Here is a 23,553-nt window from a genome sequence, read left to right on the forward strand (position 1 = left end):
CCGTGCCCCAACCCCCCTTGCTCATCGTGCATACCTGCGGCTACTGGCGGGACAGCTCCAGGATCTGTGTGCCTGCGACTGCTCCGACGAAGACCTTGTCTCCGACGGGGAGGGCGGTGGTGGGGTTACCGAACCCGGCGACCGAACCCTCCGCGAACACAGCGGTAGTGAAACTCTCCGGGTCCAGTTCGAGGACGTCATAGCGGTCCTCGGGCTGCAGGCCTTCGAATTCGTATCCGAAGAAGGTCTCGAAGCTGTCGATCATCTGGCCTGTCACCAGGACCGAACCTGAGTCGGTGAAGCGCAGGTTGTCAGGCATGATGTCCACGGGGGTCTCGCGAAGAACGGCGCCGGAGGAAGGGTCAATCTCCACGAGCTTCCTGCCGCCCCAGGACGCGACATAGAGGCTCTCACCGTCTTCGGAGACGGCAATGCCGTTGGGGGTGGACATCGTGGATTCTGGCAGCTGTGTCCAACCGGACTCGGGCGTCCAGTGCAGAACGTGCCCGGTGTCCTCGCCCGCGAAAGCCCGTTTGAATTCGTTCTCCATGTCAGCCGGGTTGAGGAAATGTGTGACAAAGAATCCGTCACTGTTCGGGTCCGCGGCGACGCCGTTGCCGAAGCTTCCCTCCGGGAGTTCGACGCACCCGATCCAGGTGAGCCCCGGCTGGCCATCGTCGTTGCGGACGTCGAATACCTCGATGCTTTCGTGGCTACCGTGGTTGACCACGTAGAGACGTTCGGTTCCGTCGTCAACGGATTCCACTGTGATGCCGTGCGGTGAGGTCTCGTCATCGCTCAGCGGCCCTGAGCACTCAGGGAACAGCTCATTGTTCAGGGCATTGTCGACGGACCCGCTGGGCCAGGCCGGCGAAATCTCGGTCGTGTCCGGATCCATGTAGTAGAGGGAACCTGAGGAGCCGCTCTCGCCCGGGTTCTCTGCCATGGCGCTGACAATGACGGCACCTGAAGACGTCTGCACGAGATCCTCCGGCTTGTACGGGGCGTCGATAAGCTTCTCGGACCAGCCGGCGGCGGTGTCGGCTGCGGACGCAGGCGAGGCTGACGTCTCAAGGGTCTGTGCGGCGGCGTTTTCGGAGGGTGGGGTGCACGAGGCCACAGCGAAAAGCAGTGAGCCTGCCACAAGGGAGATCGCAATCTTCGGGGAGTTTCTCAGCATGGGAATTAGGAGCCTTTCATGAGCCGACCCGGGCAACAGGGCGGGAAGGAGGTGGGGGATCAGAGCTCTTCCGAGACGACAGTGACGGGGCGACGGTCGCCGTTTCGGCGGGCGAGCACTCGTGGTGACGTCTCTCGCAGGAACATGGCCGCGAGGGTCGCGATAAGACCGCCACCGGCTGCAACGAACAGGGAGGCGGACAGCCCGTGGGAATCGGCGAGGGCGCCGGCGAGGATCGGGGCGAGGAAGCCACCGAGGATCTCGCCGAACCCGACCGGGATACCGACGGCGAGGCCTGCCATCATCGGGGACACAGCCTCCACGGGGATGACGCTCAGGGCCATACCGAGAACACCCATCGCTGCGGCGGACACGAACATCGCCAGGGCGAGAAGTGCCATGTTGTCGACGTAGATGACGGCAAGCGGGGCGATCACCGTAAAGGGGGCGAAAATCACCGCCACTGGTTTGCGGCCGAGATGATCGGAGACCATGGGAATGACAAAGCCCCAGAGTGCGGTGCCCAGGCCGAAGGCTGACATGATCACCGACATCGCGGTCGGCGTGTAGCCGCGTTCGTTGGTCATCATCAAGGGCCCGAAGACCTGCAGGACGATGGCGAAGACCATGATCCCGCCGAACATCAGCACAGACATCAGGACGTTGCGGTTCCGGAGGACCTCACCGATCTCACCCTTGGAACGGCCTTCCTGGAGTTCCTTCTCCTGGTCCTCCGCACCGAGGCCCCGCGGCTCCGGCTCCCGCATGATCCGCCACACGAAGAATGCGATGACCAGGCCCGGAAGCATCGTGAAATAGAACGCGGAGCGCCAGTCGAAAGCCTCGGCGAGGGCGACAATGGCGATCGGGGCCAGAATGGAACCGAACAGGCCCTGGGCGGTGTTCATGGCGAAGCCCAGGTTGAGGCCGCGGCGATGCGGCGAGGACTCAATGGCCAGCACCGACTGGGTGACCGGAATGGCCGGACCTTCGAACATTCCCATGATCAGACGCAGAATAAGAAGCTGGATGAAGCCGCCGGCCAGGCCCTGCATCATCGACGCCACAGAGAACGCGATGATGAGGAAGACCAGGAACATCCGCTTCGACGGGACCTTGTCCGAGAGCCTTCCGCCGATGACAGAAGCGATGGCCCAGGTCAGTGCTGCGGCAGCGGACAGCATGCCGACCTGGGTGTTGTTGATCCCCAGATCCTGCTGGATGTACGGCATCAGGAAGTTGATCGCGAGTCGGTCGAAGCAGATGAGTCCGACGGCGAAGAAGAACAGCAGGACCAGCTTGTTCTCGTAGCTCCACATGCTGTTCTTGGCGGGAGACTCGAGCTCGATAACGCCAGGAGCGGGTGGAGCGGTGGTGGTACGTGACATGGCAATTCCTCAGTGAGTTACGGATGTGCAGCCGCAAGAGGACCGGAACGCGTGAGCTGTTCCTGGGCGTCGTGTTTCTGCGCTGGGGACGGGGAGAGATGATGCAGGTGAGAAACAAAGGGGTGGGAAAGACCGGCCTACCTGTGGTGCGGAGTCAGCAGGCCGGTTCGGTGTTGATCTCGGCCGACCACGCGCGCCGGGTCGACCATGTCGGTGGCGTCATGGGCCGCGGCCTTATCGGAATCAGCGACTATGACCGTGGCGCTTTCCGCTGTTAAGCGAAGGGTGCCCGAACAGCCCATCCCGGAGCCGCCGCTGATGATGCGTGCGACGTCGTCTTGAGGCGCATGGTGGGTGTCCTTTCGAGGAAACATCCAAAGTGTCGACTGTGTTAGCTCTACATTGTGATCTGGACTGGTTTATACCCTAAATCGTGACCTGTATTACGTCAAGATGTCGACAGAAAGTGCTCCCCGGTTGAGGCTGAACCCGCAACGTGTGAACGGTTGCACCCACTGCGTCCGCCGGTACCCCCCATGGGGCCGGTGGTCCTGCGGTCCGGAACGCCCGCGCCTTCAGGCGTGGCGGGCGTACCCTAGTTGCCATGGATATCAAGGACGCATACCTGAACCTCATTGACCGCGCGACCGCCAACCTCGAGCGCGTGCCGCTGCTCTCCCCGGCGCAGCTGAACACCCAGCCGGGCGGCCACCCCAACACCGCCGCGTGGAACCTGTGGCACGCCGGCCGTGTCCTGGACGTGCTGGGCGCCTCCGCACTCGCGGGACAGCCCCAGGTGTGGGAGGAGCAGGACTACCGCTCCAGCTTCAACATCGGCGCGGCCGGTGAGCAGACCGGTTTCGGCCACACCGACGAAGAGGCCCTCGCCGTCATCGTCGAGGACCGGGACCTGCTGGTCGACTACATCAGTGCGTCGCTGGCGGCCCTGCGCGAGTACGTCTCCACCCTCAAGGCGGAGGATTTCGGCAAGGTCATCGGCGAGTTCAACGGTGCGCCGGAAACCATCCAGGGCCGCCTGAGCCTCATCCTCATCGACGCTCTCCAGCACGTGGGCATGGTCCAGTACATCGGCGGTGCCCCGGAGCTGGGCAGGTAGTTTCAGGCGGGGTAGGCCAGGGGTCGGCGGATGCGCATCGACACCTGGTCCCCGACCTCGGGCCGCACGCCCCGCACGATCGCCCGGAACACCGTCCCCATCGCGTCGAGGGTGACGGACCAGTCGCCGGAGTCGTAGAGCACCGACCTGACCTCGGCGGGAAGCGCCCCCGGAGTGCCGGCGGGCAGGACCTCCACGGCGGCGGGCAGGACCGCGAGGGTCAGCTCCGGGGTGGGGGAGCCGAGAAATTCGACCTCGTCCGGGGCCCAGGTGAGGGTGCCGGAGGTGACGGCGTCGGTGAACGAGGCGTCGAGAAGCGCCGCGTCCGCGATGAACGCGGCGACCCGGGCGGTGGCGGGGCGGTGCACGAGGTCCTGCGGCGTGGCGATCTGCTGGATGCGGCCCCTGTCGAGCACGACCACACGGTCCGCGATCGACAACGCCTCCGAGCGGTCGTGGGTGACGTGGACGGTGGTCAGCCCTTCGCGGCGCGTGAGCGTGACCAGCTCGCGGCGGAGGTTGTCGCGCAGGGGTTCGTCGAGGGCGGAGAGGGCTTCGTCGAGAAGCAGGGCGGTGGGGTCGGCGATGATGGCGCGCGCCAGCGCCACGCGCTGCCGCTGGCCACCGGAGAGCGAGTCGGGCCTGCGCTGCGCGAACCCGTCGAGGCCGACCAACTCGAGTGCGCGGTCGACGCGCTCACCGCGCCCACGCTTATCGACGCCGCGCATCTTCAGCGGGTACGCCACATTCGCCGCCACCGTCATGTGCGGCCACACGGCGTGCTGCTGGAACACCATGCCGATGCGGCGCTTCTCCGGGGGAACACGGGTGACGTCCTCGCCCCCGAGGGCGACGTGGCCCGTGCTCGGCGGGACGAAGCCCGCGATGGTGCGCAGCAGGGTGGTCTTGCCGGAGCCGGAGGGGCCGATGAGCGCCACGAACTCCTCGGGCCGGACGCTCAGGTTCACGTCCGCGAGGCCGGTGGTGCCGTCCGGGAAGGTGACGCTGAGGTCATGGATGTCGATGGCCGACACGGTCAACTCCTGACTTTCGGGGAACGCACGGTCAGCGCCAGGGCGAGGATACCGACGAGCGCGAACATCAGCGACAACGCCGACGCCTGGTTGTAGTTTCCGGCCTGCTGCAGGTTGAACACCTGCACGCCGAGGGTGGTGGTGCCGGGCGCGATGAGCAGGATGGACACCGTCAGTTCCCGGACGGCGGTGACCGCCACGAGCATCGCGCCGGAGAACGCCGCCGGGATCGCCATGGCGCCGGTGGTGCCCAGCAGGGCGCGCAGCCGGCCCGCGCCACTGATGCGGGCGGCCTCCTCGACCGCCAGCGGCGTGCCCTGCAGGGGTGCCCGGACCGCCTGGAGCACCATGGCGGTGAACGCGCAGACATAGGCGCCGAGGAGCACCCACATGGTGTTGTAGATGCCGGTGTAGCGACCGAGGATGAGCCAGCCGACACCGATGATCAGGCCCGGCAGAGCCGTCGGCAGCAGCACGGTGAGCGTGAGGGCGGTGTTGCCGACGAACCGGGTGCGGGTGACCAGCAGGCCGATGAACCAGCCCAGAACTCCGGCGATCACCGCCGTCGCCAACGCCAGGGTGACGGAGTTGCTGAAGCCCTCGGCGACGCGCGGGTTGGCCAGGGACCGGCGGAAGTTCTCCAGCGTGATGGTGTCCATGGTGAAGGGGATGCCGGGGGCGGGCAGCAGGGCCCGGTAGGCCAGGCCCATGATGGGGCCGAGTGTGACCGCCAGGCCCACCACCCAGGCGACGGCGGTGACCGGCCAGCGGGCACCGCCGAGATCGAAACGCAGCGACTGGCCGGTGTCCTGCAGCTTGGAGGACGCACGATGGGCCACGAGGTGGTCGGCGAGGACGGCGCCGATGCCCAGCACGAGCAGCACGACGCCGATCGTGGAGACGACCTGCAGGGGGTTGCCCACGGTTCCGGACTCCATGAAGCGGTAGATCATGGTGGCCAGGGTCTCGAAGCGGGCGGGGGAGCCCAGCAGGGCCGGGATGCCGAAGTCCGCCAGGTTGGCCACGGCGGTGAGAGTGAAGGCCGAGAGCAGGGCCGGGCGGAGGAGCGGCAGGGTGACTGTCCGCAGCACCGTCGTAGTGTCCGCGCCGCTCACGCGTGCAGCCTGCTCCAGATCCGAGGGGATGGACCGCAGGCCCGCGGAGACGATGACGTAGACGATCGGATAGGAGTGCAGGATGAGCAGGAATGTCACGCCGTCGGCGCCGTAGATGTTCCACACCTCGGTGCCGAAGAAGCGGTTGAGGCCCTGGTTCGGGCCGAAGAGCTGCAGCCAGGCGATCGCACCGATGAACGGCGGGATGAGCAGCGGCGAGAGCAGGAACAGCCGGAGAGCGGTCGTGCCGGCGGCGTTCGTGCGGTCGAGCACGAGCGCAATCAGGGTGCCGAAGATCACCGCACCGAGGGCGGAGAGCAGCGTGGTGTAGGTCGAATTCCACACCGCGGCGCCCAGGCCCTGGTTGAGCAGGGTGGGGATCTGGTTCCCGCCCGCGGCGAGGGTGACGACGAGCGCCAGGGGTGTGACGAACAGTCCGAGGACGATCAGCCACACCCCGGCGCGCATCAGGGACAGAGCATGCATGAGGGTTACTGCATGGCGTTCTGGAACAGCTCGACGGCCGCGTCCTTGTCGTCCGTGACGACCTTGAGGTCCGGGGTCATCAGAGCGATGTCGGCGAGCTCCGGGGTGTTCTCCGGGGTGCCCACATCCTCACGCACCGGCAGGTAGGCCTGCTCGACGGCGAGCTTCTGACCCTCCTCGGAGAGCAGGAAGTTGATGTAGCGCTCGGCGGCCTCCTTGTTGGCCGAGGCCTCGAAGACGCCGGCCGGCTCCGTGATGTACGGTGCGCCCTCGGTCGGGTAGACGGCCGCGATCGGGGAACCGGCGTCGGCCAGGTCACGCACGAGGTAATCCACGACGACACCCACCGGGTGGCCGCCGCCGGCGATCTCCTGGGAGGTCGGGCCGTTGGACTGGGCGATCATCGGCTGGTTCTCGCCGAGGGCGTTGATCCACTCCTCGCCCAGCTGATCATTGTTCTTCCACACCGAGGCGTTGAAGGCGGCGGCACCGGAGACGGCCGGGTCCGGCATGACCAGCTGGCCCGCGTACTTCGGGTCGACCAGGTCGGCCCAGGACTGCGGGGCGTCGGCTTCGTCGACGATGTCCGTGTTGTAGGCGATGACGGTCGGGATGATGCGGGTGCCCACGTAGAAGCCCTCGGCGTCAACGGCCTCCTCGATGAGGTCGGAGGTGTCCACGTCCTGCAGCTCGGCGAGGTCACCGGCCGCCTTATAGGTCTCGAAGGTGGCGGAATCGGCGGCCCAGAGGATGTCGGCCTCGATCTCGCCGGACTGCTTCTCACCGGCGATACGGGCATTCAGGTCACCGGTACCGGCGCGGTACACCTCGACCTCGATGTCCGGGTTGGCCTCCATGAAAGCGGCGTTGATCTCGTCGACCTTCTCCTCCGGCTCGGAGGTGTACACCGTGATCGTGGTGATCTCCGAGGTTGCGGTGGTCTCGGTGGTGGCCGCTGCGTCGGTGTCCTCGGAGGGCTCGGCGCAGGAGACGAGGAGCGCTGCGGAGGCGCCGACTGCGGTGGCCGCGAAGAGGGAGCGGCGGAAGTTGGGACGGGGGAAGGAGACCATGTCGGGGTACCTTTTCCATTGGTGGGACTATTGATGCGCCTTGTGGCAAATACTGATAATCCCATGAACTTGTCGTGTGTGCAGGTTGAACGAGCAATCGCTCAGGTCGGGGGAGGGCGGTGATGCCCCATCCCGCCGGACACGACGCTCACCTCCGCATTCTGCCCGGGACCGGTGCCAGGAGCACGATGACGGCGGCAATGCCGGCGGCCCAGACCAGCGCCGAAGACTCGAACTGTCCTTCCGTGCGACCCACCGCAATCCAGGCCAGCCCCCAGGAGGTGGCCAGGACAGGGGCCAGCCGGCCGCCGTCCAGCACGGCGGCCACCACCGCCACGACAGTCGCCACGACGATGCCGGCCACCCCGACGGGGATCTCCCGCATGGCCTCGACGTCTGACGCCGCCAGCCAGGCCCAGGTGTTGGCGAAGGTGGCCACCAGCACCCATCCGAAGTACAGGCCGAAGGTGGCGTCGGTGAGCACCCGCTCGACCATGCCGCCCGTGCGTGGGGCACCCAGGAGGAACATGATCCGGATGAGCACCGCCAACAGGGCGAGGATCACCGCCACGGAGGCGATGAGCGACCCGAGCTGCACCGTCCAGATCCAGGCCGCGTTGAGCAGCACGGAGAGCAGGGCCCAGGGGCGCAGCGAGCGTTCGCGTTCGGATCGACGTGCCGTGCCCGACAGCTGCCAGAAGGCGTAGCCGGCCAGGCCGAGGTAGATCACGCTCCAGATGCTGAAGGCCGTGCCTGCGGGGGCGAGCGGGGTGGCGTCGGCGGACAATGAGCCGCCGGCCGCTTCGTTGATGGGGGTGCCGCCCAGGGCCCCGCTGCCGAAGAAGGCCGCGGCTATGGCGAAGGCGACGCCGACGAGGGTGATCACGGGCAGCAACCAGGTGCTGCCACGGGCAGGGGCAGTGGTGGGATGGGACATGGTGGAGACCTCCTGCCCACCATCCTAGGGAAACTCGTGTGTTGTGGGTCACTGAACGGCCCTCACGCCCCTCGGTGCGCCGCGGCGGTCGGGAGCGCTAGGTTGGTGGGGTGAACGAGAAAGCACCTGCCCTCTTCTGGTTCCGGGATGACCTGAGGATCCGCCACAACGAGGCCCTCGCCGCAGCCGCGGCCCGCGGGCCGGTCATCGCCGTTCATGTCGCCGAGGACCCGGACACGACGGGAGTGCGGCCCCTGGGCGGCGCGGCCCGATGGTGGCTGCACCAGAGCCTGTCCCGCCTGATCGGGAGCCTGGCCGAACACGGCATCCCGTTGATGGTCCTCCGCGGTGACCCCCGGCGACTCATCCCGGAGCTGGCGCGTCGGACCGGCGCAACGTATGTGTCCTGGAGCCGGCGCTACCACCGCCCGCAACGCGACCTGGACGCCGAGGTCAAGGAGCTGCTGCGGGCTGCGGGAGTGGAGGCCCACAGCTTTCCGGGCCACCTGCTGGCGGAACCCTGGACTATCGCCACCGGTCAGGGCAACCCGTACAAGGTGTACACGCCGTTCTCCCGGACGCTTCGCGGTGTGGTCCAGGGCGACATCGGGTCAGGGCAGGTGCACCTGGAGAAGATTCCGGGGAACCTCCACGGGCCCGGTGCGGCACCCGAGTCGAGCTTGGCGGAGCTCGAGTCCCTGGCGCTGCTGCCCTCACACCCTTCGCGCCGGGAACCGGACTGGACCCGCGGCCTCGACGAGGCGTGGGAGCCCGGGGAGGAAGGCGCGTGGCGACGCCTGGAGGCGTTCCTGGATTCGCTGACGCACGGCGTGGGAAAGCAGGGTTACGCCGAGGGGCGTGATTTCCCGGCCATGGCCGTGACCAGCCGGCTTTCGCCCCACCTGCGGTTCGGGGAGATCAGTCCGCAGGCGGTGTGGTCGGCGGCGGCCGCGTTGCAGGACGACGCACCCGACGTCACGGTCTTCCACAACGAACTGATCTGGCGCGATTTCGCCTGGCACCGGCTCTACCACCGCCCCGACCTGGCGACCGTCAACGTGCGGGCGAATTTCGACGCCTTCCCCTGGTCCTGGGACGCCGGTGAACTGGCGGCGAGCACCGCAGGAGGGCGCGACGGGCGGCGCAGTATCCGGGCTGCGGAGCCGAGGGACTTCCACACCGACCTCAGCGCCTGGCGCTGCGGCACGACCGGGATTCCGCTTGTCGACGCCGGCATGCGCGAGCTCTGGGCGACCGGGCACATGCACAACCGGGTGCGGATGGTGGTCGGTTCGCTGCTGACCAAGAACCTGGGCATCCACTGGCGCCACGGTGAGGAATGGTTCTGGGACACCCTCGTCGACGCCGATCCCGCCAGCAACGCCTTCAACTGGCAGTGGGTCGCCGGGTGCGGCGACGACGCGGCCCCCTATTTCCGCATCTTCAACCCCGTGACCCAGGCCAAACGCTTCGACCCGGACAACACCTACATTTCCACCTGGGTCCCGGAACACGGCGGCAGCGGGTACCCGGCCTCCATCGTGGACCTGCGCGAATCCCGGGCCACGGCCCTGGCCGCCTATGAGGGGATCCGGCAGTGACGCACACGGTCGGCGGTCACGGTTTGACCATGAAAATCCGGTAGACCGGGCGTGACGGCGGGAGCGTATCTACGCTGGGCCCATGGCTACCTCACTCCCCGCGACCCTCGACTACACCGCCCGCCACGGCACGCGAACCGTGCTGGTCACAGGGGCCTCCGGCTATGTCGGCGGGCGGCTGGTCACAGAACTGCTGGCTGCAGGCTTCCAGGTGCGGGCCTCTTCCCGACGGGCGGAGAGTCTGCGCCGGTTCGACTGGAGTGATGACGCGGAACTGGTGGAGGCGGACCTCACCGATGCCCACAGCGTCGCCCGGATCATGGCGGGCGTCGACGTCGTGTTCTACCTGGTCCATTCCATGGGCGGCAGGGACGAGGACTTCGAGGAGACGGAGAGGCAGACCGCCACCATCGTCGCGGCCGCCGCCGAGGAGGCCGGGGTCAGGCAGATCGTCTACCTCTCCGGTCTGCATCCCCGGGGGCGGCAGCTGGATGACCTGTCCAAGCACATGCGCTCCCGGGAACGTGTGGCGAAGATCCTGCTTGAGGGCAAGACCCCCACGCTCGTGTACCGGGCCGCCACCCTCATCGGTTCCGGTTCCGCCTCCTTCGAGATGATCAGGCACCTCACCGAGCGGCTGCCGGTGATGGTGGCGCCGCGGTGGATCAAGAACCGGATCGAACCCCTGGCGATCCGGGACGCGCTCTACTACCTTGTCCGGGCGGCGGACCTCGAGGAACCGGTGAACCGGGAGTTCGACATCGGCTGCGGGCAGGACTACGAGTTCGCGGACCTGATCCGGATCTACGGCCGGCACAAAGGGCTGCGCCGGCGAGTCTTCGCCGTCCCGCTGCCGCTGCCCATGGACACCCTCTCCGGCGGCTGGATCGGGCTGGTCACGCCCGTTCCGGCCGGGTTGGCCGTCCCCCTGGCGCAGTCCATGGCGGAGGACGCCGTCACGGAGGAGCATGACATCGCCGAGATCATCCCCGACCCGCCGGGCGGGCTGATCGACTACCCGACGGCGGTCACCCTGGCGGTGAAGGCGGAACGCGGCCGGGGGGTGCCCACCTCCTGGGACAGGAGCTGGACCAGTGTCGGCGACGCCGCCGACAGCCTGCCCACCGATCCGGAGTGGACCGGTGAGTCCGTCTACGAGGACGTCCGCTCCGGGGAGTCGGACCTCCCCGCCGAGAAGGTCTGGGAGGTCGTCGAGGGAATCGGTGGCCCGAACGGCTGGTACTCCGCCCCCTCGCTGTGGCGGGTGCGCGGCATCGTCGACCGCCTCATCGGCGGGCCGGGTCTCGGTGGCAGGCGTGACCCGCTCCGGTTGGCAGTGGGGGACAAGGTGGACTGGTGGCGGGTGGTCGAGCTGGATCGGCCACGCCGTCTGGTGCTGGCGGCCGAGATGAAGATCGACGGCCGTGCCTGGCTGGTCATGGAGGTCAAGGACAGGGGCGAAGGATCCACCTACGTCCAGCGTGCCCTCTACGCTCCGACGGGCCTGCTGGGGCGGCTCTACTGGTGGTCCCTGCTGCCTTTCCACGCCCTCATCTTCCCGGTCATGCTGCGCACCATCCTCAGGACGGCGGAGCGGGATAACGCTGCGGGCGGTTCGACGAACTGAGGTGAACGGCCCCCCTCCGGGGCGTGGAAAAGCGGGCCGTTCCGTTCCCACGTGAGGAACGGGAACGCCCGGCCGCGTCCGCGGAGGCGGACACGGCCGGGTGCGCCCACTCTCCGGCGGGGCGGATCAGAGCAGGCAGAGCGGGGTGATGTCCTTGCGTCCCTCGGCCATGGGGACGGTCAGGAAGGAGCAGTCCCACCAGCCGCGCTCGGCGACGGTGGTCTTGACCAGGCTCCACTGCTGCGGGCTGAGGTCCTGGGTGCGGCTGAGCACGAAACCGGAGCGACGCTGGGGGTCTCCGACGATGGCGAGGGAGTAGTCCGAGGCCAGGTAGGTCACCCGGTAGTTCACCGGGCCCTGCTCGTCCTGGAAGGGGACGCCGGGGAAGTTCACGCGGAGGGAGGCATTGGTGTCGGTGTCCCGGATGGTCGCGGTTCCGTTGATCACGGAATTGGAGCTGATCTGCGAGCCGCAGGAGTTGATCACCGAGAGGGCGGTCTTCTCTTCGTTCAGTTTGTACTGCGCCGTCGTGTCATTGGTGCACTGCAGGGTGTAGGGCTGGGGAACGGCCGCGACCTGGTACCAGGTGCCCTGGTATTTTTCCGGGTCGACGTAGTTCACCTGCGACAGCTCGGGGCCGGAACTCGAACCGGCCGGCAGCAGGTCGGCGTATCCGCTGGAGGTGCGGCCACCATTGGTCAGGTCCTGTGCGCCGGCAGCGTGGATCGAAGCGGGCAGGATCATGGCGGCGAGCAGGAGGGCGGCGCTGGCTTTCAGGGACTTGCGCATGTCAAGAGGCCTTTCTGGGGCGTGGTCGGTGGCTGGGGAGGGGCGGTCAGGCGGCCGTGGTGGACAGGGTCGGTCTGCGCACAGTTTTATTTACCTAGCCAAGCTAGATTGTTTTCACTGTAGCGCCCGCGCCCGCCTCCGTCTGCCTCTCCGGCAAAATCACCCCCGTGGCAGGAGTGCCTGGCGGCGTGGGCGCCGGCGTGAAACCACTTCAGGAAAAGGTGGGGGCGTCGACCCGGCGCCTGCGCCGCGGTCCTGCCCGGGGCGTGCCGTCACCCCCGGATATGTGACACCCGGGACAGGTGCCGGAAAATTAGTTAGCCTAGCTAGTCAAGCCTATGCTCTTCAAAGCCACTCTTCCCCATGGAAGGTGACAACAGATGAGGAAATCGCCGCCCACGTCCTGTCCGCCACCCGGCGGGGATTGACCACGGTGTCCCGGAAGAAAGTGCCACGCCCATTTCAGTCAGTAGGATCTTCTGCCATGTCGACGCATTCCTGCGGGGTCACCGATGAGTGATGCACGCGTATCATTCGACCGCCCTGCGCTCAGCGTGATCATCCCCTGTCTGAACGACGCACGGCTGCTGGAGCGCTGCCTGCTCAGTCTCCGGGCGCAGTCGATCGCGCCCGCGGAGGTCATCGTGGTCGACAACGGGTCCACCGACGATTCCGCTGCGGTCGCACGCCGCCACGGCGCCCGCGTCGTCGATGAGCCCCGCCGCGGCATCACCTGGGCGACCATGGCCGGCTTCGACGCCGCCGAAGGCGACATCCTCATGCGTATCGACGCCGACGTCGAGCTCGCCCCCGACTACCTGGAGCGCGTGCGCGGCATCTGGCGCGCAGCCGAAGCCTCACCTGGTCGACGGGTGGTCGGAGTGACCGGCTCCGCCCGTTTCGACATCCCGGGCGTGGCGGGCGCCATCGCCAGCTCCCTCTACCTGGGCGCCTACTTCGCCAGCGTAGGTTCCACGCTGGGGCATTATCCGTTGTTCGGCACCAACTACTCCATCCGTGCCGACTGGTGGGCCAGCATCCGCGACGAGGTCGACCTGAGCGACACCTATGTGCACGAGGACATGCAGCTGTCCTTTGCGGTCCGCGCAGACGAGACCATCTGGTTCCAACGGGATCTGGTGGTGGGCATGGATGACCGCGCCCTGCACGGCCTGCGGCAGTTGGCCGTGCGCTTCCACAGAGGTTTCTATACCATCGTCCGCAACTGGAGAATTCACCCACCGCACCGTCGGTTGGCACAACGGGGTCGGCTCGGATCCCGCCTGCAGGAGGTGCTGTCACCGTGACCGAGGACCTGGAGACACGGGTCGACGCTTCGCTGGAGCTGCTGGAGGATTTCCTGGCGCGCGGACGGCGGCACCACGTGTCGAACGATGTCCCGTTGCTGGCGATGGCCTACGACGGGGTGGCCACCTTCTCGCTGGGAGGCAAACATCTGCGCTCCCGGCTGGTGCACATCTCCGCCGGAGACGTCACCGGCGAGGAGCTGTACGCGGCCACCGTTTTCGGTGCCTGTGTGGACCTGCTGCACGGGGCCTTCCTCATCCACGACGACATCATCGACCGCGATGACATGCGCCGAGGACGGAAGACGATCCACGCCGCGGTCCGGGAGACCTACGGGGACGCCCACCTGGGGACCTCGCTGGCCATCGTCGCCGGGGACCTGGGGATCAACGGTGCCCTGCAGCTGCTGCTGACCTCGGATCTGGCGGATGACCTGGTCCGCCGCGGTATGCGGCTGCTCTCGGCCGCGGCGCACGAGACCATCACCGGTGAGATCCTCGACATCGCGCATCTGGCTGAGCCGGATCCGGACCTGGAGCAGGTCCGGTTGAGCAATCACCTCAAGACCAGCGAGTACAGCTTCGGCACCCCGCTCAAGCTCGGCGCGCTGGCCGCCGGGCGGGATCCGGAGACGATGAGGCCGATCGCGCATGCGCTGGGCAACGCCTACCAGGCGGCCGATGACATCGCCGGCGCAGTGGGTGACAGTGCGGTCACCGGGAAGCAGACCGCAGGGGATGTGGTGAACAGGCGCGCGACGCTGGTGACGATGAGAATGCCCGCCGACGGGCCGACTGATCCGCAGACCCTGGCGGAGATCATCCGTACCGTCATCGCGGAGGGTGACGCGTACCTGGCCGACGCCCGCAGACTCATCGACGAGATCGACCTGGCTCCGGGCATCCGGGAGAATCTGCACCACATCACGAAACGAATCGAAGGGATGCTGCGTGCCCATGCCTGAGCAGACGCCCCCGGACCGTGGGCAGCTGGAGGATTTCCTGGACCGCTACGACCGCGCGGCGGTCAAGGCCGCCCATGAGGTGATCCTCTCCTATTCGACGAGTTTCTCCCTGGCCACCCGTCTGCTGGAGAAGCAGGTGCGCACGGACATCCGCAACCTCTACGCCATGGTGCGCATTGCGGATGAGATCGTCGACGGCACCGCGCGTGCCGCAGGTCTGAGCCACGGGGAGATCGCCGCCGCGCTGGACGACTACGAGCGCGCGGTCCTCGCCGCCCCCGGGCGACGTTTCCACGTGGACCCGGTCCTGCACGCCTACGCCGTCAGTGCCCGGCGATGCGGTTTCAACCCGGAGCACGTGACGGCATTCTTCTCCTCCATGCGTCGGGATCTGAACCAGACGACCTATGACGAGCAGAGCTTCGAGGACTACGTCTACGGCTCGGCCGAGGTCATCGGTCTGCTCTGCCTGTCGGCCTTCCTGGTCGATCACCCGGTCACGGACGCCCAGCGCAGCCGGATGGAGGACGGGGCGCGTTCCCTCGGCGCCGCCTTCCAGAAGATCAACTTCCTGCGGGACCTGGCGGAGGACTCCGACACCCTGGGGCGCGCCTATTTCCCGGGCCTTGCCGGACACGAACTGACCGAGGAACACAAGGCAGACCTGATCGCCGACATCCGCGCGGATCTCGCCCACGCCCGGACTGTCATACCGCTGCTGCCTCTGTCCGCCCGTACCGGAGTGTTGGCGGCGGCGGAACTGTTCACCACGCTGACCGACCGACTGGAGGAACTGCCCGCAGCGGAACTGACCAGCCGCCGCGTCAGCGTGCCGCGTCGGACGAAGCTGGCGATACTGGCACGGGCGGTCGCCACCGCACGTCGCATGACGCACACAAGCTGACCCGAAGTTCCGGACCCGAAGAAACGAGAATCAGACACATGGCAGACAACATCCCCCGCACGGCCGTCGTGATCGGCGCCGGTGTCGCCGGACTGGCCACCGCCGCGCTGCTGGCCAGGGACGGCATACAGGTCACCGTCGTCGAGCGCACCGACACCGTCGGGGGCCGCGCCGGTGACCTGAGCCTGGCTGAGCACCCCGGTTTCCGCTGGGACACCGGCCCCTCCTGGTACCTGATGCCGGACGCCTTCGACCATTTCTTCCGGTTGCTGGGCACCACCACCGAGGAGCAGATCGACCTGGTCGACCTGAGCCCGGCGTACCGGGTGTTCTCCGAGGGGGAGACCCCGGTGGACGTGCCCAGCGGTGTCGACGCAGCTGCGGAGCTGTTCGAATCCCTGGAACCCGGTGCCGGCGAGAAGCTGCGCGAGTACCTCGACAGCGCCGGCGACACCTACCGCATCGCCATCGAACGCTTCCTCTACACCACGTTCTCTTCGCCGGGCCCGCTGCTGCACCGTGACGTCCGTCAGCGTCTGGGCAAGCTGGCCAGGCTGCTGACCCAGCCGTTGGATTCCTTCGTCAACGAGCGCTTCCGGGACAACCGGCTGCGTCAGATGCTCACCTATCCGGCCGTGTTCCTGTCCTCCCGACCGGAGAACACGCCCTCGATGTACCACCTGATGAGCCACACCGACCTGGTGCAGGGCGTGCGTTACCCGGTGGGTGGCTTCACCGCCGTCATCCAGGCGATCCACCGCCAGGCGGTGGAACACGGCGCCACCATCGAGCTGGACACCGAGGTCACGGCCATCACCACCGCGAAGGACGGCCGCCGGGAGAAGGCCACCGGTGTGCGGGTCCGTCGTGCTGACGGCCGCGTCGAGGAGATCGCGGCCGACATCGTCGTCTCCGGGGCGGATCTCCACCACACCGAGACCCACCTGCTGCCTGCCCGCCTGCGCACCTACCCGGAGAAGTACTTCGCCTCGCGCGACCCGGGGCTGGGTACCGTGCTGGTCATGGCGGGTGTGCGCGGCCGGCTGCCGCAGCTGACCCACCATAACCTGCTGTTCAGCCGTGACTGGTCGGAGGATTTCGAGGCCGTCTTCGACGGTCCGGTTCCCAACCGCCCGCTGGACGCCTCCCATTCCATCTACGTCTCCATGCCCTCGGCCTCCGACCCGGATGTGGCGCCGGAGGGCCACGAGAACCTCTTCATCCTCGTGCCCGTCCCGGCGGCCGAGGAGATCGGCCACGGGGACGCCTACCGGGACACCGCATCCGAGCGGGTGGCGGCCATCGCCGACGCCGCGATCGACCAGATCGCCGAGTGGGCGGACGTCCCGGACCTGGCCGAGCGCATCGTCGTGCGCCGGACCCTGGGCCCGGCCGACTTCGCCGAGCGTTTCCATGCCTGGCGTGGTGGTTCCATCGGTCCGGGTCACTCGCTCCGCCAGTCGGCCTTCCTCCGTGGGCGCAACGTCTCAGGGAAGGTGGGGGGCCTCTACTACGCGGGTGCCACCACGGTGCCCGGTGTGGGCGTGCCCATGTGTCTGATCTCCGCGGAGAACGTGATCAAGCGCCTGCACGGCGACACCAGTCCGGGCCCGCTCCCGGAGCCGGGGGACGCCCGTGCCTGAGTTCCTGGTGCCGTTCATCTATCTGACGATTCTCCTCGTTGTCCTGGCCTGCATGGTGTTGTGCGACTGGCGCTGGAAACTGGCCTTCTTCCTCGACGCCCGCCGCGCCACGATCCTCAGCGTGGTCGTGGTGGTGGCCTTCCTCGTCTGGGATGCCTTCGGCATCGCCACCGGGTCCTTCTTCCGCGGCGGTTCCTCCTTCATGACGGGGGTGGTGCTCGCCCCGGAGATGCCGGTGGAGGAGCCGGTGTTCCTGTTCTTCCTCACCTACCTGACCATCAACCTGACCTCCGGCACGCGGATGCTTCTCGACGCCCGCGTCTCCCCCGGGAGGCCGGCGTGACCTACCTGCTCATCAGCCTGCCCTTCCTCATCCTCGCCGCGGTCCTGTGGGGCGTGCGGCGCAACTCCGCCCCCCGCCAGGTGGCGGTGACCGCCATCGTCGCGGCGGTGCTCCTGGTGCTCACGGCGGTCTTCGACAACCTCATGATCTGGGCGGAGCTCGTCGGCTACGGTGACGCGCAGCGTCTCGGCCTGCAGGTGGGCCTGGTTCCGGTCGAGGACTTCTTCTACCCCCTGTTCGTCGCTCTCATCGTCCCGGCCTTCTGGCCGGGGAAAAGGTAGGTCTGGCCATGGAAATCATCAGGGGAGTGCTCGCTGCGTCGCGCCCGATCAGCTGGGTCAACACCGCCTTCCCCTTCGGGCTGGCGTACCTGCTTTCCGGTGGGGGACTGGACTGGCTGTTCTGGGTCGGGGTGCTCTTCTTCCTCATCCCGTACAACATCGCGATGTACGGCATCAATGACGTCTTCGACTACGAGTCCGACATCCGCAACCCGCGCAAGGGTGGCGTCGAGGGTGCGGTCCTGCCCAGGTCGATGCACGCCCCGCTGTTGTGGGCCTCGGCGCTGACCACCATCCCCTTCCTGGTGGTGCTCTACGCGGCGGGCACCTGGACCTCCGCGCTCTGGCTGACCGTCGCCATGGCTGCGGTGGTCGCCTACTCTGCGCCGCCCATGCGTTTCAAGGAACGCCCGGTGCTGGATTCGGTGACGTCCTCCGCGCACTTCGTCACCCCGGCGATCGTCGGCGCCTACATCGCCGGAGACGGCGGGGGAGCCAACTTCTGGTTCGCGGCCGGCGCCTTCTTCCTCTGGGGCATGGCAAGTCACGCGCTCGGCGCGGTGCAGGATGTGAAGGCGGACCGCGAGGGCGGGCTGAGCTCCATCGCCACCGCCTTCGGGGCACGGCTGACCACCCGCCTGGCCGCCGGGGCCTACCTGGTGGCCGCGTTGCTGGTGTTCGCCCTGCCTTCGCCGGGCTGGATCGTCGGTATCGCGGGCCTGGGCTACGTGGCCAACACGCTGCGCTTCTGGAACATCACCGACGAGACCTGCGAGGACGTCAACCGCGCCTGGCGGGTGTTCCTCTGGCTGAACTACCTGGTGGGCGCGATTGTCACGATCACGCTGGCGGCGGTGTTCATCGGGAGCTAGACCCCGCAGAAGCGGCGCACCAGCGAGCGGTAGGCCTTCACCGTGAGGTCGAGGTCCTCCAGTTCCAGGTGCTCGTCGTGGGTGTGCAGCTGGGAGAAGACGTCGCCGAGGGTGCGTTCCCGGGCGTGGAGGGCGAAGCCGTAGCCGTTGCCGCCGAGACGTCGGCCGAAGCGCAGGTCCGAGCCGCCGGCGGCGATGGTGGGTACGACGGGGACACCGGGGAAGAATTCATCGAAGGTGTCCACGAGGGCGTCATAAAGCGGACCCGAGGTGGGGGAGACCGTGGCGGGCTCGGAGATGAGGTGTTCGATGCGCACCTGGTCGGCGAGGTCGCCGAGGGCCTCAAGCAGGAGCGCGTCCACGTCGTCCTGCGTTGTTCCCGGCAGCGGCCGGATGTCCAGATCGAGCGTCGCCGCCGACGGCAGCACGTTGATGGCCGCGCCGGAACGCAGGATGGTCTGCGAGATGGTCAGGCGTGACAGCGCGTGGGCGTAGCGCTTGAGGTCCTCGCCGAAGTGCTCGAAGGCCGAGGGGTCGGTGCCCTCCAGGAGGGCGGTCTCGATCTCGGGGGAGAATCGGAATGCCCGGACGAAACCCTGCCAGAGGTGATCCTGGGACACGGGAATGTCGATGTGCGAGATGCGGCGCGCGACCTCGGCGATCTTCACCACCGCCGAATCGCGGCCGTAGGGGTTGGAGCCGTGGCCCGCGTCGCCGGAGACGTGCAGGCGGCGCTGCGCGGCGCCCTTCTCACCGACGACCAGCACCAGGGCGTCGGAGCCGTCGGCGATGGGCAGGTGGGAGCCACCGGTCTCGGAGACGGTGTTGCGCCAGGAGAAGGCCTCGGGGTGGTGCTCGGAGAGCCACTTCGCCCCGAGACCGCCGCGGGCCTCCTCGTCGGCGACGCCCACGAAGGTGAGGGTGCCGGTGGGGCGTCCGGTGAGGGCGGCGTCGCGAAGCACGGCGGCCATGGTGGCGGTGATGAACAGCATGTCCATCGCGCCGCGGCCGTAGATGCGGCCGTCCTTGATCTCCGCGCCGAAGGGGTCGACGGTCCAGTGATGCCGGTCCACGGGCACGACGTCGGTGTGGCCGAGGAAGGTCAGCGGTTCGGCGTAGGGGTCAGTGCCGGGGAGCGTGACCACGATGCTCACGCGCCCGGGTGCGGATTCATAGCGGTTGATCTCCACGCCGGGGACGCCGTCGAAGAAGAGCTCGAGGGTGTCCGCATTGTGGACCTCCTGGCCCGAGGCGGGCGTGAGGTCGTTGACGCAGGCGTTGCGGATGAGCGCGCGGAGGAGGGCGAGGGTGTCGTCGTAGAGCGGCATGAACTCCAACCTATCCACTCTCATGCGTGCCGCCGGTGATTGGGCAGGATCATCAGGTCACGGATTGGAAAACTTCCCGCGACACGGCTATGTGCTCCGTAGAGTGGATTTATGAATACCAGGAACATCATCACCGACTCGGATCCTGTCCGCCATGATGCTCTCCGTGACCTGGCCACGAAGCCGGGGCCCACGGTATCCATCGTGATCCCCACCCACCGTGGTGGTGCGGAAACCCTCTCTGATTCCCAGCGACTCCGTCCGCTGCTCGAGCAGGCACGCAAGGAACTTGCCGAGCGCTACCCGGACACCGACGCCGACGCCCTGCTCGCCCCCGTTCAGTCGCTCGCCGACTCACGGAGATTCTGGCAGGAGCAGGTCGACGGCCTGGCGATCTTTGCCTCCCCGGACGGTGTCCGCCACTTCCGTACCGACCGTGACTTCGTCCCCGCCGTCACCGTGGGCGATCACCCCAACCTGCGCCCCATCCTGCCCTTGTTCACCGAGGATCAGGAGTTCCTGCTCCTGGCCGTCGGCCGGGGCAAGGTCCGCATCTTCGAGGGTGACCGTGCGACCATCACCGAACTCCCGTTGGGGGACATCCCCGCCTCGGACGAGGACGCTGAGGGCGTGAACACCCGCGAGCCGCAGATCACGCGGCAGTATTCCCAGACCTCCGCCGCTCACGGTCAGGGCCCCCGGGACTACAACGTGCGCAACGGTTTCCTCCAGCAGGTGAGCAAGGGCTTCGAGGCCCTCTTCACCAACGATCACCGCCCGCTGATCCTGGCCACCCTCGAGGAATATCGCGGGGCCATCGCCGAGCACATCACCACCGTGAAGGTGCTCGAGGACATCGTCCCCGGCTCCCCGAGTGACCTCTCCGACGCACAGCTGCACAAGAAGGCCTGGCCGATCGCTGCGGCCGCAGGGCAGCGTGGACACGAAGCCACCCTCGAGCGTCTCGGCGAGGCCCTCGGCACCGGGCGTGCGACCAATGATCCCGGCCTGATCGGCAGCGACTCCGCCGCCGGCCGGGTGGCCACTCTGGTCCTGGCGGAACGTGCCCTCACCGAGGATGCGCGCGCCGATGAACTCGACGCGGCCATCGCCAACACCCTGGCTAATCGTGGCGCTATCGACGTCGTGCCCGAACTGCCGGGCAACCACGCCGCCGGAGCGATCTTCCGCTATTAGCTTTCCCCGCCCGAACCCCACTGAACGGTGTTCAGTGGGGTTCGCTACACTCGGCTCCAATCCATTAAACGCTGTTCAATGACTGGAGCCTCACCCGTGTCCGACATCCTCGCCCTCGCCCGCGCCACCGCCCTGGAGAAGGGGGAGGGCCTCAGGGAGCCGGAGCTTCTTCAGGTCCTCGAACTCGGTGACGAGCACCTCCCCGAGCTCCTCGACCTCGCACACCAGGTGCGTCTGCGCTGGTGCGGCGAGGAGGTCGAGATCGAGGGGATCATCTCCCTCAAGACGGGCGGCTGCCCGGAGGACTGCCACTTCTGCTCCCAGTCGGGACTCTTCGAGTCCCCCGTGCGCTCGGTGCAGCTCGACGTCGCCGAGCTCGTCGAGGCCGCGAAGCAGACGCAGAAATCCGGCGCCACCGAGTTCTGCATCGTCGCCGCCGTCAAGGGTCCGGACGAGCGCCTCATGGCACAGCTCGAGGAGGCCGTCACCGCCGTCTACGCGGAGGTGGATATCCACGTCTCGGTGTCCGTGGGGATCCTCACCCGGGAGCAGGTCGACCGCCTGAAGGCTGTCGGAGTCAAGCGCTACAACCACAACCTCGAGTCCGCACGATCCTTCTTCCCACGCGTGGCCACCACCCACACCTGGGACGATCGCCACCGCACCCTGGAGATGATCCGCGACGCCGGCATCGAGGTCTGCTCCGGCGGCATCCTCGGCATGGGCGAGTCCCTCGCGCAGCGCGCCGAGTTCGCCGTCCAGCTCGCCGCGTTCGCACCCGAAGAGGTCCCGATCAACTTCCTCGACCCGCGCCCCGGCACCCCCTTCGCTGATCGCCCGCTCATCGACGCCGCCGAGGCCCTCAAGGCCACCGCCATGCTGCGGCTGGCCATGCCGAAGGCCACCCTGCGTTTCGGCGGCGGCCGCGAACTGACCCTCGGAGACCTCGGCGTGCAGAAGGGTCTGGCTGGCGGCGCGAACGCGTTGATCGTCGGCAACTACCTGACCACCCTGGGCCGCCCCATGGAGGAGGACCTCGACATGCTCGACGGACTGCGCATCCCGATCAAGGCCGTCGGCCAGGTCATCTGATGGGCGAACTCGCAGCGGCTGCCGCCGCAGGTGAGGCCCCGGCCTTCCACCCGAATACGGGTGCGCAGATCGGTGTCGACGGGGAGCGGGCGCTCTCCGTGGGGGCGGCCGCCGGCCTGGAACCGCCGCGCTACTGCCAGCTCTGCGGCCGACGAATGAAGGTCCAAATCAGGCCCTCGGGCTGGCTCGCCGAATGCTCCCGCCACGGGGAGTTGGATTCGGTGCTGTTCGAGCGCTGACGCACCCTCGTTGCCTTGTGTTGTCTCTGGGCTGGGCTGGTGGACCATCGTGGCAGCACGCCGCACCCGGAATCAGGCTTGATCCTTTTCCCCCGTCTTTAGGAATTCCTCCAGTAGTGCCGTCAGGTCGGTAACGGCGGTTTCGATGGTGAGGGTCACCTTCACGGTCGGAGACATCTTCTCGCTGGTGCCTTGTGAACCACCGAGGGATGTGGAGCCCGCTGGAGGAGGGATCGTGAAGGGTTTCTGGGCAGCAAACTCAGGCCACGGCCGACCATCCTGGAAGAAGTTGGGCACCTGATCCGGGGGAAGGCCGGCGACAGTGGCAGCATGCAACGCCCGGTAATCACCGTTGAAGTTTCCGTCGTTCAAAGTGGCGAGGACCGCTTCGGTGAACGCGCCATGTTGGTCACCCTCCATGGAGAACTGGTCATCCTGGCTTCCCGAGATGAGCAGGATGCTCGCAGAGACCGGTAGCTCCTCCGGCCGGGGAGTCCGACGTCTCACAGCGTCGTAGAGCTGACGGTCCAGCTCAAGGACCTGTGTCTGGACCCATGACGGAGCCGCCCGTGGCGTGTGCCAACGTTGCTCTTCCAGCATTCTTCTGATGACAGTTCCACTGTGGCAGCTGTCTGACAGAACGACCACTCTGACACCTGAAGCGAACGCCGCCAGGGCCTGATGTATTTCATCGTCCAGAATTTCTCGATTGTAGAGCAGCCACGTCTCGTCCATGCTGTCGGTTTCGTCATCGCTGAGGTCCGCGAATCTGCCTCCGTGACCGGCATAGGTGAGCACGAAGATATCTCCCGCGACCAGCGTCCGAGCAGCCTCGCTGAGGATGCCGAAGACTCTTCCGGACGTTGCGTCCTCGCTCAGGAGGATCTGGGCGTTGTAGCCACGTCCACTTGTCTGGGAATGTAGCGCTGCGGCGTCGTTCTCGCATGCCTGCAGACGACCTTCCCAGCCCGCGTAAGCGGCGGGATCGACCCGGTTCAGTCCGATGTGCAGCGCCTGCGCGGAGACCATAATGTCGGA

At 67.3% G+C, this 23,553-nt stretch carries 23 protein-coding genes; 14 read left to right on the plus strand and 9 right to left on the minus strand.

All coding sequences use genetic code 11. The annotated features are described in order from the left end of the window. Positions 1-40: 40 nt before the first annotated feature. The gene (locus CETAM_RS00555; protein WP_156226595.1) at positions 41-1,180 is read right to left on the minus strand and encodes a YncE family protein; all 1,140 of its coding nucleotides are present in this window, start codon (positions 1,178-1,180) and stop codon (positions 41-43) included. A gap of 59 nt (positions 1,181-1,239) precedes the next feature. Beyond that, positions 1,240-2,568 (minus strand): MFS transporter, encoded by a 1,329-nt coding sequence (locus CETAM_RS00560; protein WP_231587526.1) that lies wholly within the window; start codon positions 2,566-2,568, stop codon positions 1,240-1,242. Between CETAM_RS00560 and CETAM_RS13785 the strand changes: the two genes are divergently transcribed. Further along, a complete protein-coding gene (locus CETAM_RS13785; RefSeq protein ID WP_231587527.1) occupies positions 2,562-2,846 on the plus strand; it encodes a hypothetical protein in 285 nt (94 codons plus the stop codon). The two genes, CETAM_RS00560 and CETAM_RS13785, sit on opposite strands and share 7 nt — an antisense overlap. Positions 2,847-3,172: 326 nt before the next feature. Further along, positions 3,173-3,685, plus strand: a complete 513-nt coding sequence (locus tag CETAM_RS00565) for a DinB family protein (protein WP_156226596.1) — start codon at positions 3,173-3,175, stop codon at positions 3,683-3,685. A gap of 2 nt (positions 3,686-3,687) precedes the next feature. On the opposite strand, the gene CETAM_RS00570 is transcribed toward CETAM_RS00565, so the two are convergent. From CETAM_RS00570 to CETAM_RS00585, 4 genes are all read right to left on the minus strand, one after another. Continuing rightward, complete coding sequence (locus tag CETAM_RS00570; RefSeq protein WP_156226597.1) at positions 3,688-4,719, minus strand: ABC transporter ATP-binding protein; 1,032 nt, start codon at positions 4,717-4,719, stop codon at positions 3,688-3,690. 2 nt (positions 4,720-4,721) lie between these two features. After that, on the minus strand, positions 4,722-6,320 hold the full coding sequence (locus tag CETAM_RS00575) for an ABC transporter permease (protein WP_231587528.1): 1,599 nt from the start codon (positions 6,318-6,320) through the stop codon (positions 4,722-4,724). Between the two features lie 5 nt (positions 6,321-6,325). Further along, positions 6,326-7,390 carry an ABC transporter substrate-binding protein gene (locus CETAM_RS00580; protein WP_156226598.1) on the minus strand — a complete coding sequence of 355 codons (1,065 nt, stop codon included), beginning with the start codon at positions 7,388-7,390 and terminating at the stop codon, positions 6,326-6,328. Between the two features lie 148 nt (positions 7,391-7,538). Further along, positions 7,539-8,327, minus strand: a complete 789-nt coding sequence (locus CETAM_RS00585; protein ID WP_231587529.1) for a tryptophan-rich sensory protein — start codon at positions 8,325-8,327, stop codon at positions 7,539-7,541. A 110-nt stretch (positions 8,328-8,437) separates the two neighbouring features. Between CETAM_RS00585 and CETAM_RS00590 the strand changes: the two genes are divergently transcribed. Beyond that, entirely contained in the window at positions 8,438-9,928 is a 1,491-nt protein-coding gene (locus tag CETAM_RS00590) for a cryptochrome/photolyase family protein (protein ID WP_156226599.1), read from the plus strand. A gap of 82 nt (positions 9,929-10,010) precedes the next feature. After that, the gene (locus CETAM_RS00595) at positions 10,011-11,555 is read left to right on the plus strand and encodes an SDR family oxidoreductase (protein WP_156226600.1); all 1,545 of its coding nucleotides are present in this window, start codon (positions 10,011-10,013) and stop codon (positions 11,553-11,555) included. A 126-nt stretch (positions 11,556-11,681) separates the two neighbouring features. On the opposite strand, the gene CETAM_RS00600 is transcribed toward CETAM_RS00595, so the two are convergent. Continuing rightward, the gene (locus CETAM_RS00600) at positions 11,682-12,344 is read right to left on the minus strand and encodes a lipocalin family protein (RefSeq protein WP_156226601.1); all 663 of its coding nucleotides are present in this window, start codon (positions 12,342-12,344) and stop codon (positions 11,682-11,684) included. A 512-nt stretch (positions 12,345-12,856) separates the two neighbouring features. Between CETAM_RS00600 and CETAM_RS00605 the strand changes: the two genes are divergently transcribed. The 7 genes from CETAM_RS00605 to CETAM_RS00635 are packed head-to-tail and all read left to right on the plus strand — an operon-like array spanning position 12,857 to position 18,659. Continuing rightward, the gene (locus CETAM_RS00605) at positions 12,857-13,651 is read left to right on the plus strand and encodes a glycosyltransferase family 2 protein (RefSeq protein WP_156226602.1); all 795 of its coding nucleotides are present in this window, start codon (positions 12,857-12,859) and stop codon (positions 13,649-13,651) included. Next, positions 13,648-14,616, plus strand: a complete 969-nt coding sequence (locus tag CETAM_RS00610) for a polyprenyl synthetase family protein (protein WP_156226603.1) — start codon at positions 13,648-13,650, stop codon at positions 14,614-14,616. The genes CETAM_RS00605 and CETAM_RS00610 overlap by 4 nt, the downstream gene beginning before the upstream one ends. After that, the gene (locus CETAM_RS00615; protein ID WP_156226604.1) at positions 14,609-15,520 is read left to right on the plus strand and encodes a phytoene/squalene synthase family protein; all 912 of its coding nucleotides are present in this window, start codon (positions 14,609-14,611) and stop codon (positions 15,518-15,520) included. Before CETAM_RS00610 ends, CETAM_RS00615 begins: the two co-directional genes overlap by 8 nt. Further along, on the plus strand, positions 15,517-17,163 hold the full coding sequence (gene crtI / locus CETAM_RS00620; protein WP_330221214.1) for a phytoene desaturase family protein: 1,647 nt from the start codon (positions 15,517-15,519) through the stop codon (positions 17,161-17,163). Before CETAM_RS00615 ends, crtI begins: the two co-directional genes overlap by 4 nt. Next, positions 17,156-17,506, plus strand: a complete 351-nt coding sequence (locus CETAM_RS00625) for a lycopene cyclase domain-containing protein (protein ID WP_330221205.1) — start codon at positions 17,156-17,158, stop codon at positions 17,504-17,506. The genes crtI and CETAM_RS00625 overlap by 8 nt, the downstream gene beginning before the upstream one ends. Next, on the plus strand, positions 17,503-17,787 hold the full coding sequence (locus CETAM_RS00630) for a lycopene cyclase domain-containing protein (protein WP_156226606.1): 285 nt from the start codon (positions 17,503-17,505) through the stop codon (positions 17,785-17,787). The genes CETAM_RS00625 and CETAM_RS00630 overlap by 4 nt, the downstream gene beginning before the upstream one ends. Before the next feature lie 8 nt (positions 17,788-17,795). Further along, complete coding sequence (locus tag CETAM_RS00635) at positions 17,796-18,659, plus strand: prenyltransferase (RefSeq protein WP_156226607.1); 864 nt, start codon at positions 17,796-17,798, stop codon at positions 18,657-18,659. Here the strand turns inward: CETAM_RS00635 and CETAM_RS00640 are convergent. Continuing rightward, positions 18,656-19,987, minus strand: coding sequence for a M20/M25/M40 family metallo-hydrolase (locus CETAM_RS00640; protein WP_156226608.1), 1,332 nt, complete (start codon positions 19,985-19,987; stop codon positions 18,656-18,658). The two genes, CETAM_RS00635 and CETAM_RS00640, sit on opposite strands and share 4 nt — an antisense overlap. 111 nt (positions 19,988-20,098) lie before the next feature. Here CETAM_RS00640 and CETAM_RS00645 point away from each other — a divergent pair, with 111 nt between their 5' ends. The 3 genes from CETAM_RS00645 to bsaP all read left to right on the plus strand — a co-directional run bounded on the left by CETAM_RS00645 (position 20,099) and on the right by bsaP (position 22,515). Next, a complete protein-coding gene (locus tag CETAM_RS00645; RefSeq protein ID WP_156226609.1) occupies positions 20,099-21,184 on the plus strand; it encodes a baeRF3 domain-containing protein in 1,086 nt (361 codons plus the stop codon). A 78-nt stretch (positions 21,185-21,262) separates the two neighbouring features. Further along, a complete protein-coding gene (gene bioB / locus CETAM_RS00650) occupies positions 21,263-22,276 on the plus strand; it encodes a biotin synthase BioB (RefSeq protein WP_156226610.1) in 1,014 nt (337 codons plus the stop codon). Continuing rightward, positions 22,276-22,515 (plus strand): biotin synthase auxiliary protein BsaP, encoded by a 240-nt coding sequence (bsaP, locus tag CETAM_RS00655; protein ID WP_156226611.1) that lies wholly within the window; start codon positions 22,276-22,278, stop codon positions 22,513-22,515. Before bioB ends, bsaP begins: the two co-directional genes overlap by 1 nt. Before the next feature lie 72 nt (positions 22,516-22,587). Here the strand turns inward: bsaP and CETAM_RS00660 are convergent, their stop codons facing one another. Beyond that, positions 22,588-23,544 carry a caspase family protein gene (locus CETAM_RS00660; protein WP_156226612.1) on the minus strand — a complete coding sequence of 319 codons (957 nt, stop codon included), beginning with the start codon at positions 23,542-23,544 and terminating at the stop codon, positions 22,588-22,590. Between the last annotated feature and the right edge of the window lie 9 nt (positions 23,545-23,553).

It is taken from the genome of Corynebacterium comes (assembly GCF_009734405.1).
GTDB classification, from domain to species: Bacteria; Actinomycetota; Actinomycetes; order Mycobacteriales; family Mycobacteriaceae; genus Corynebacterium; species Corynebacterium comes.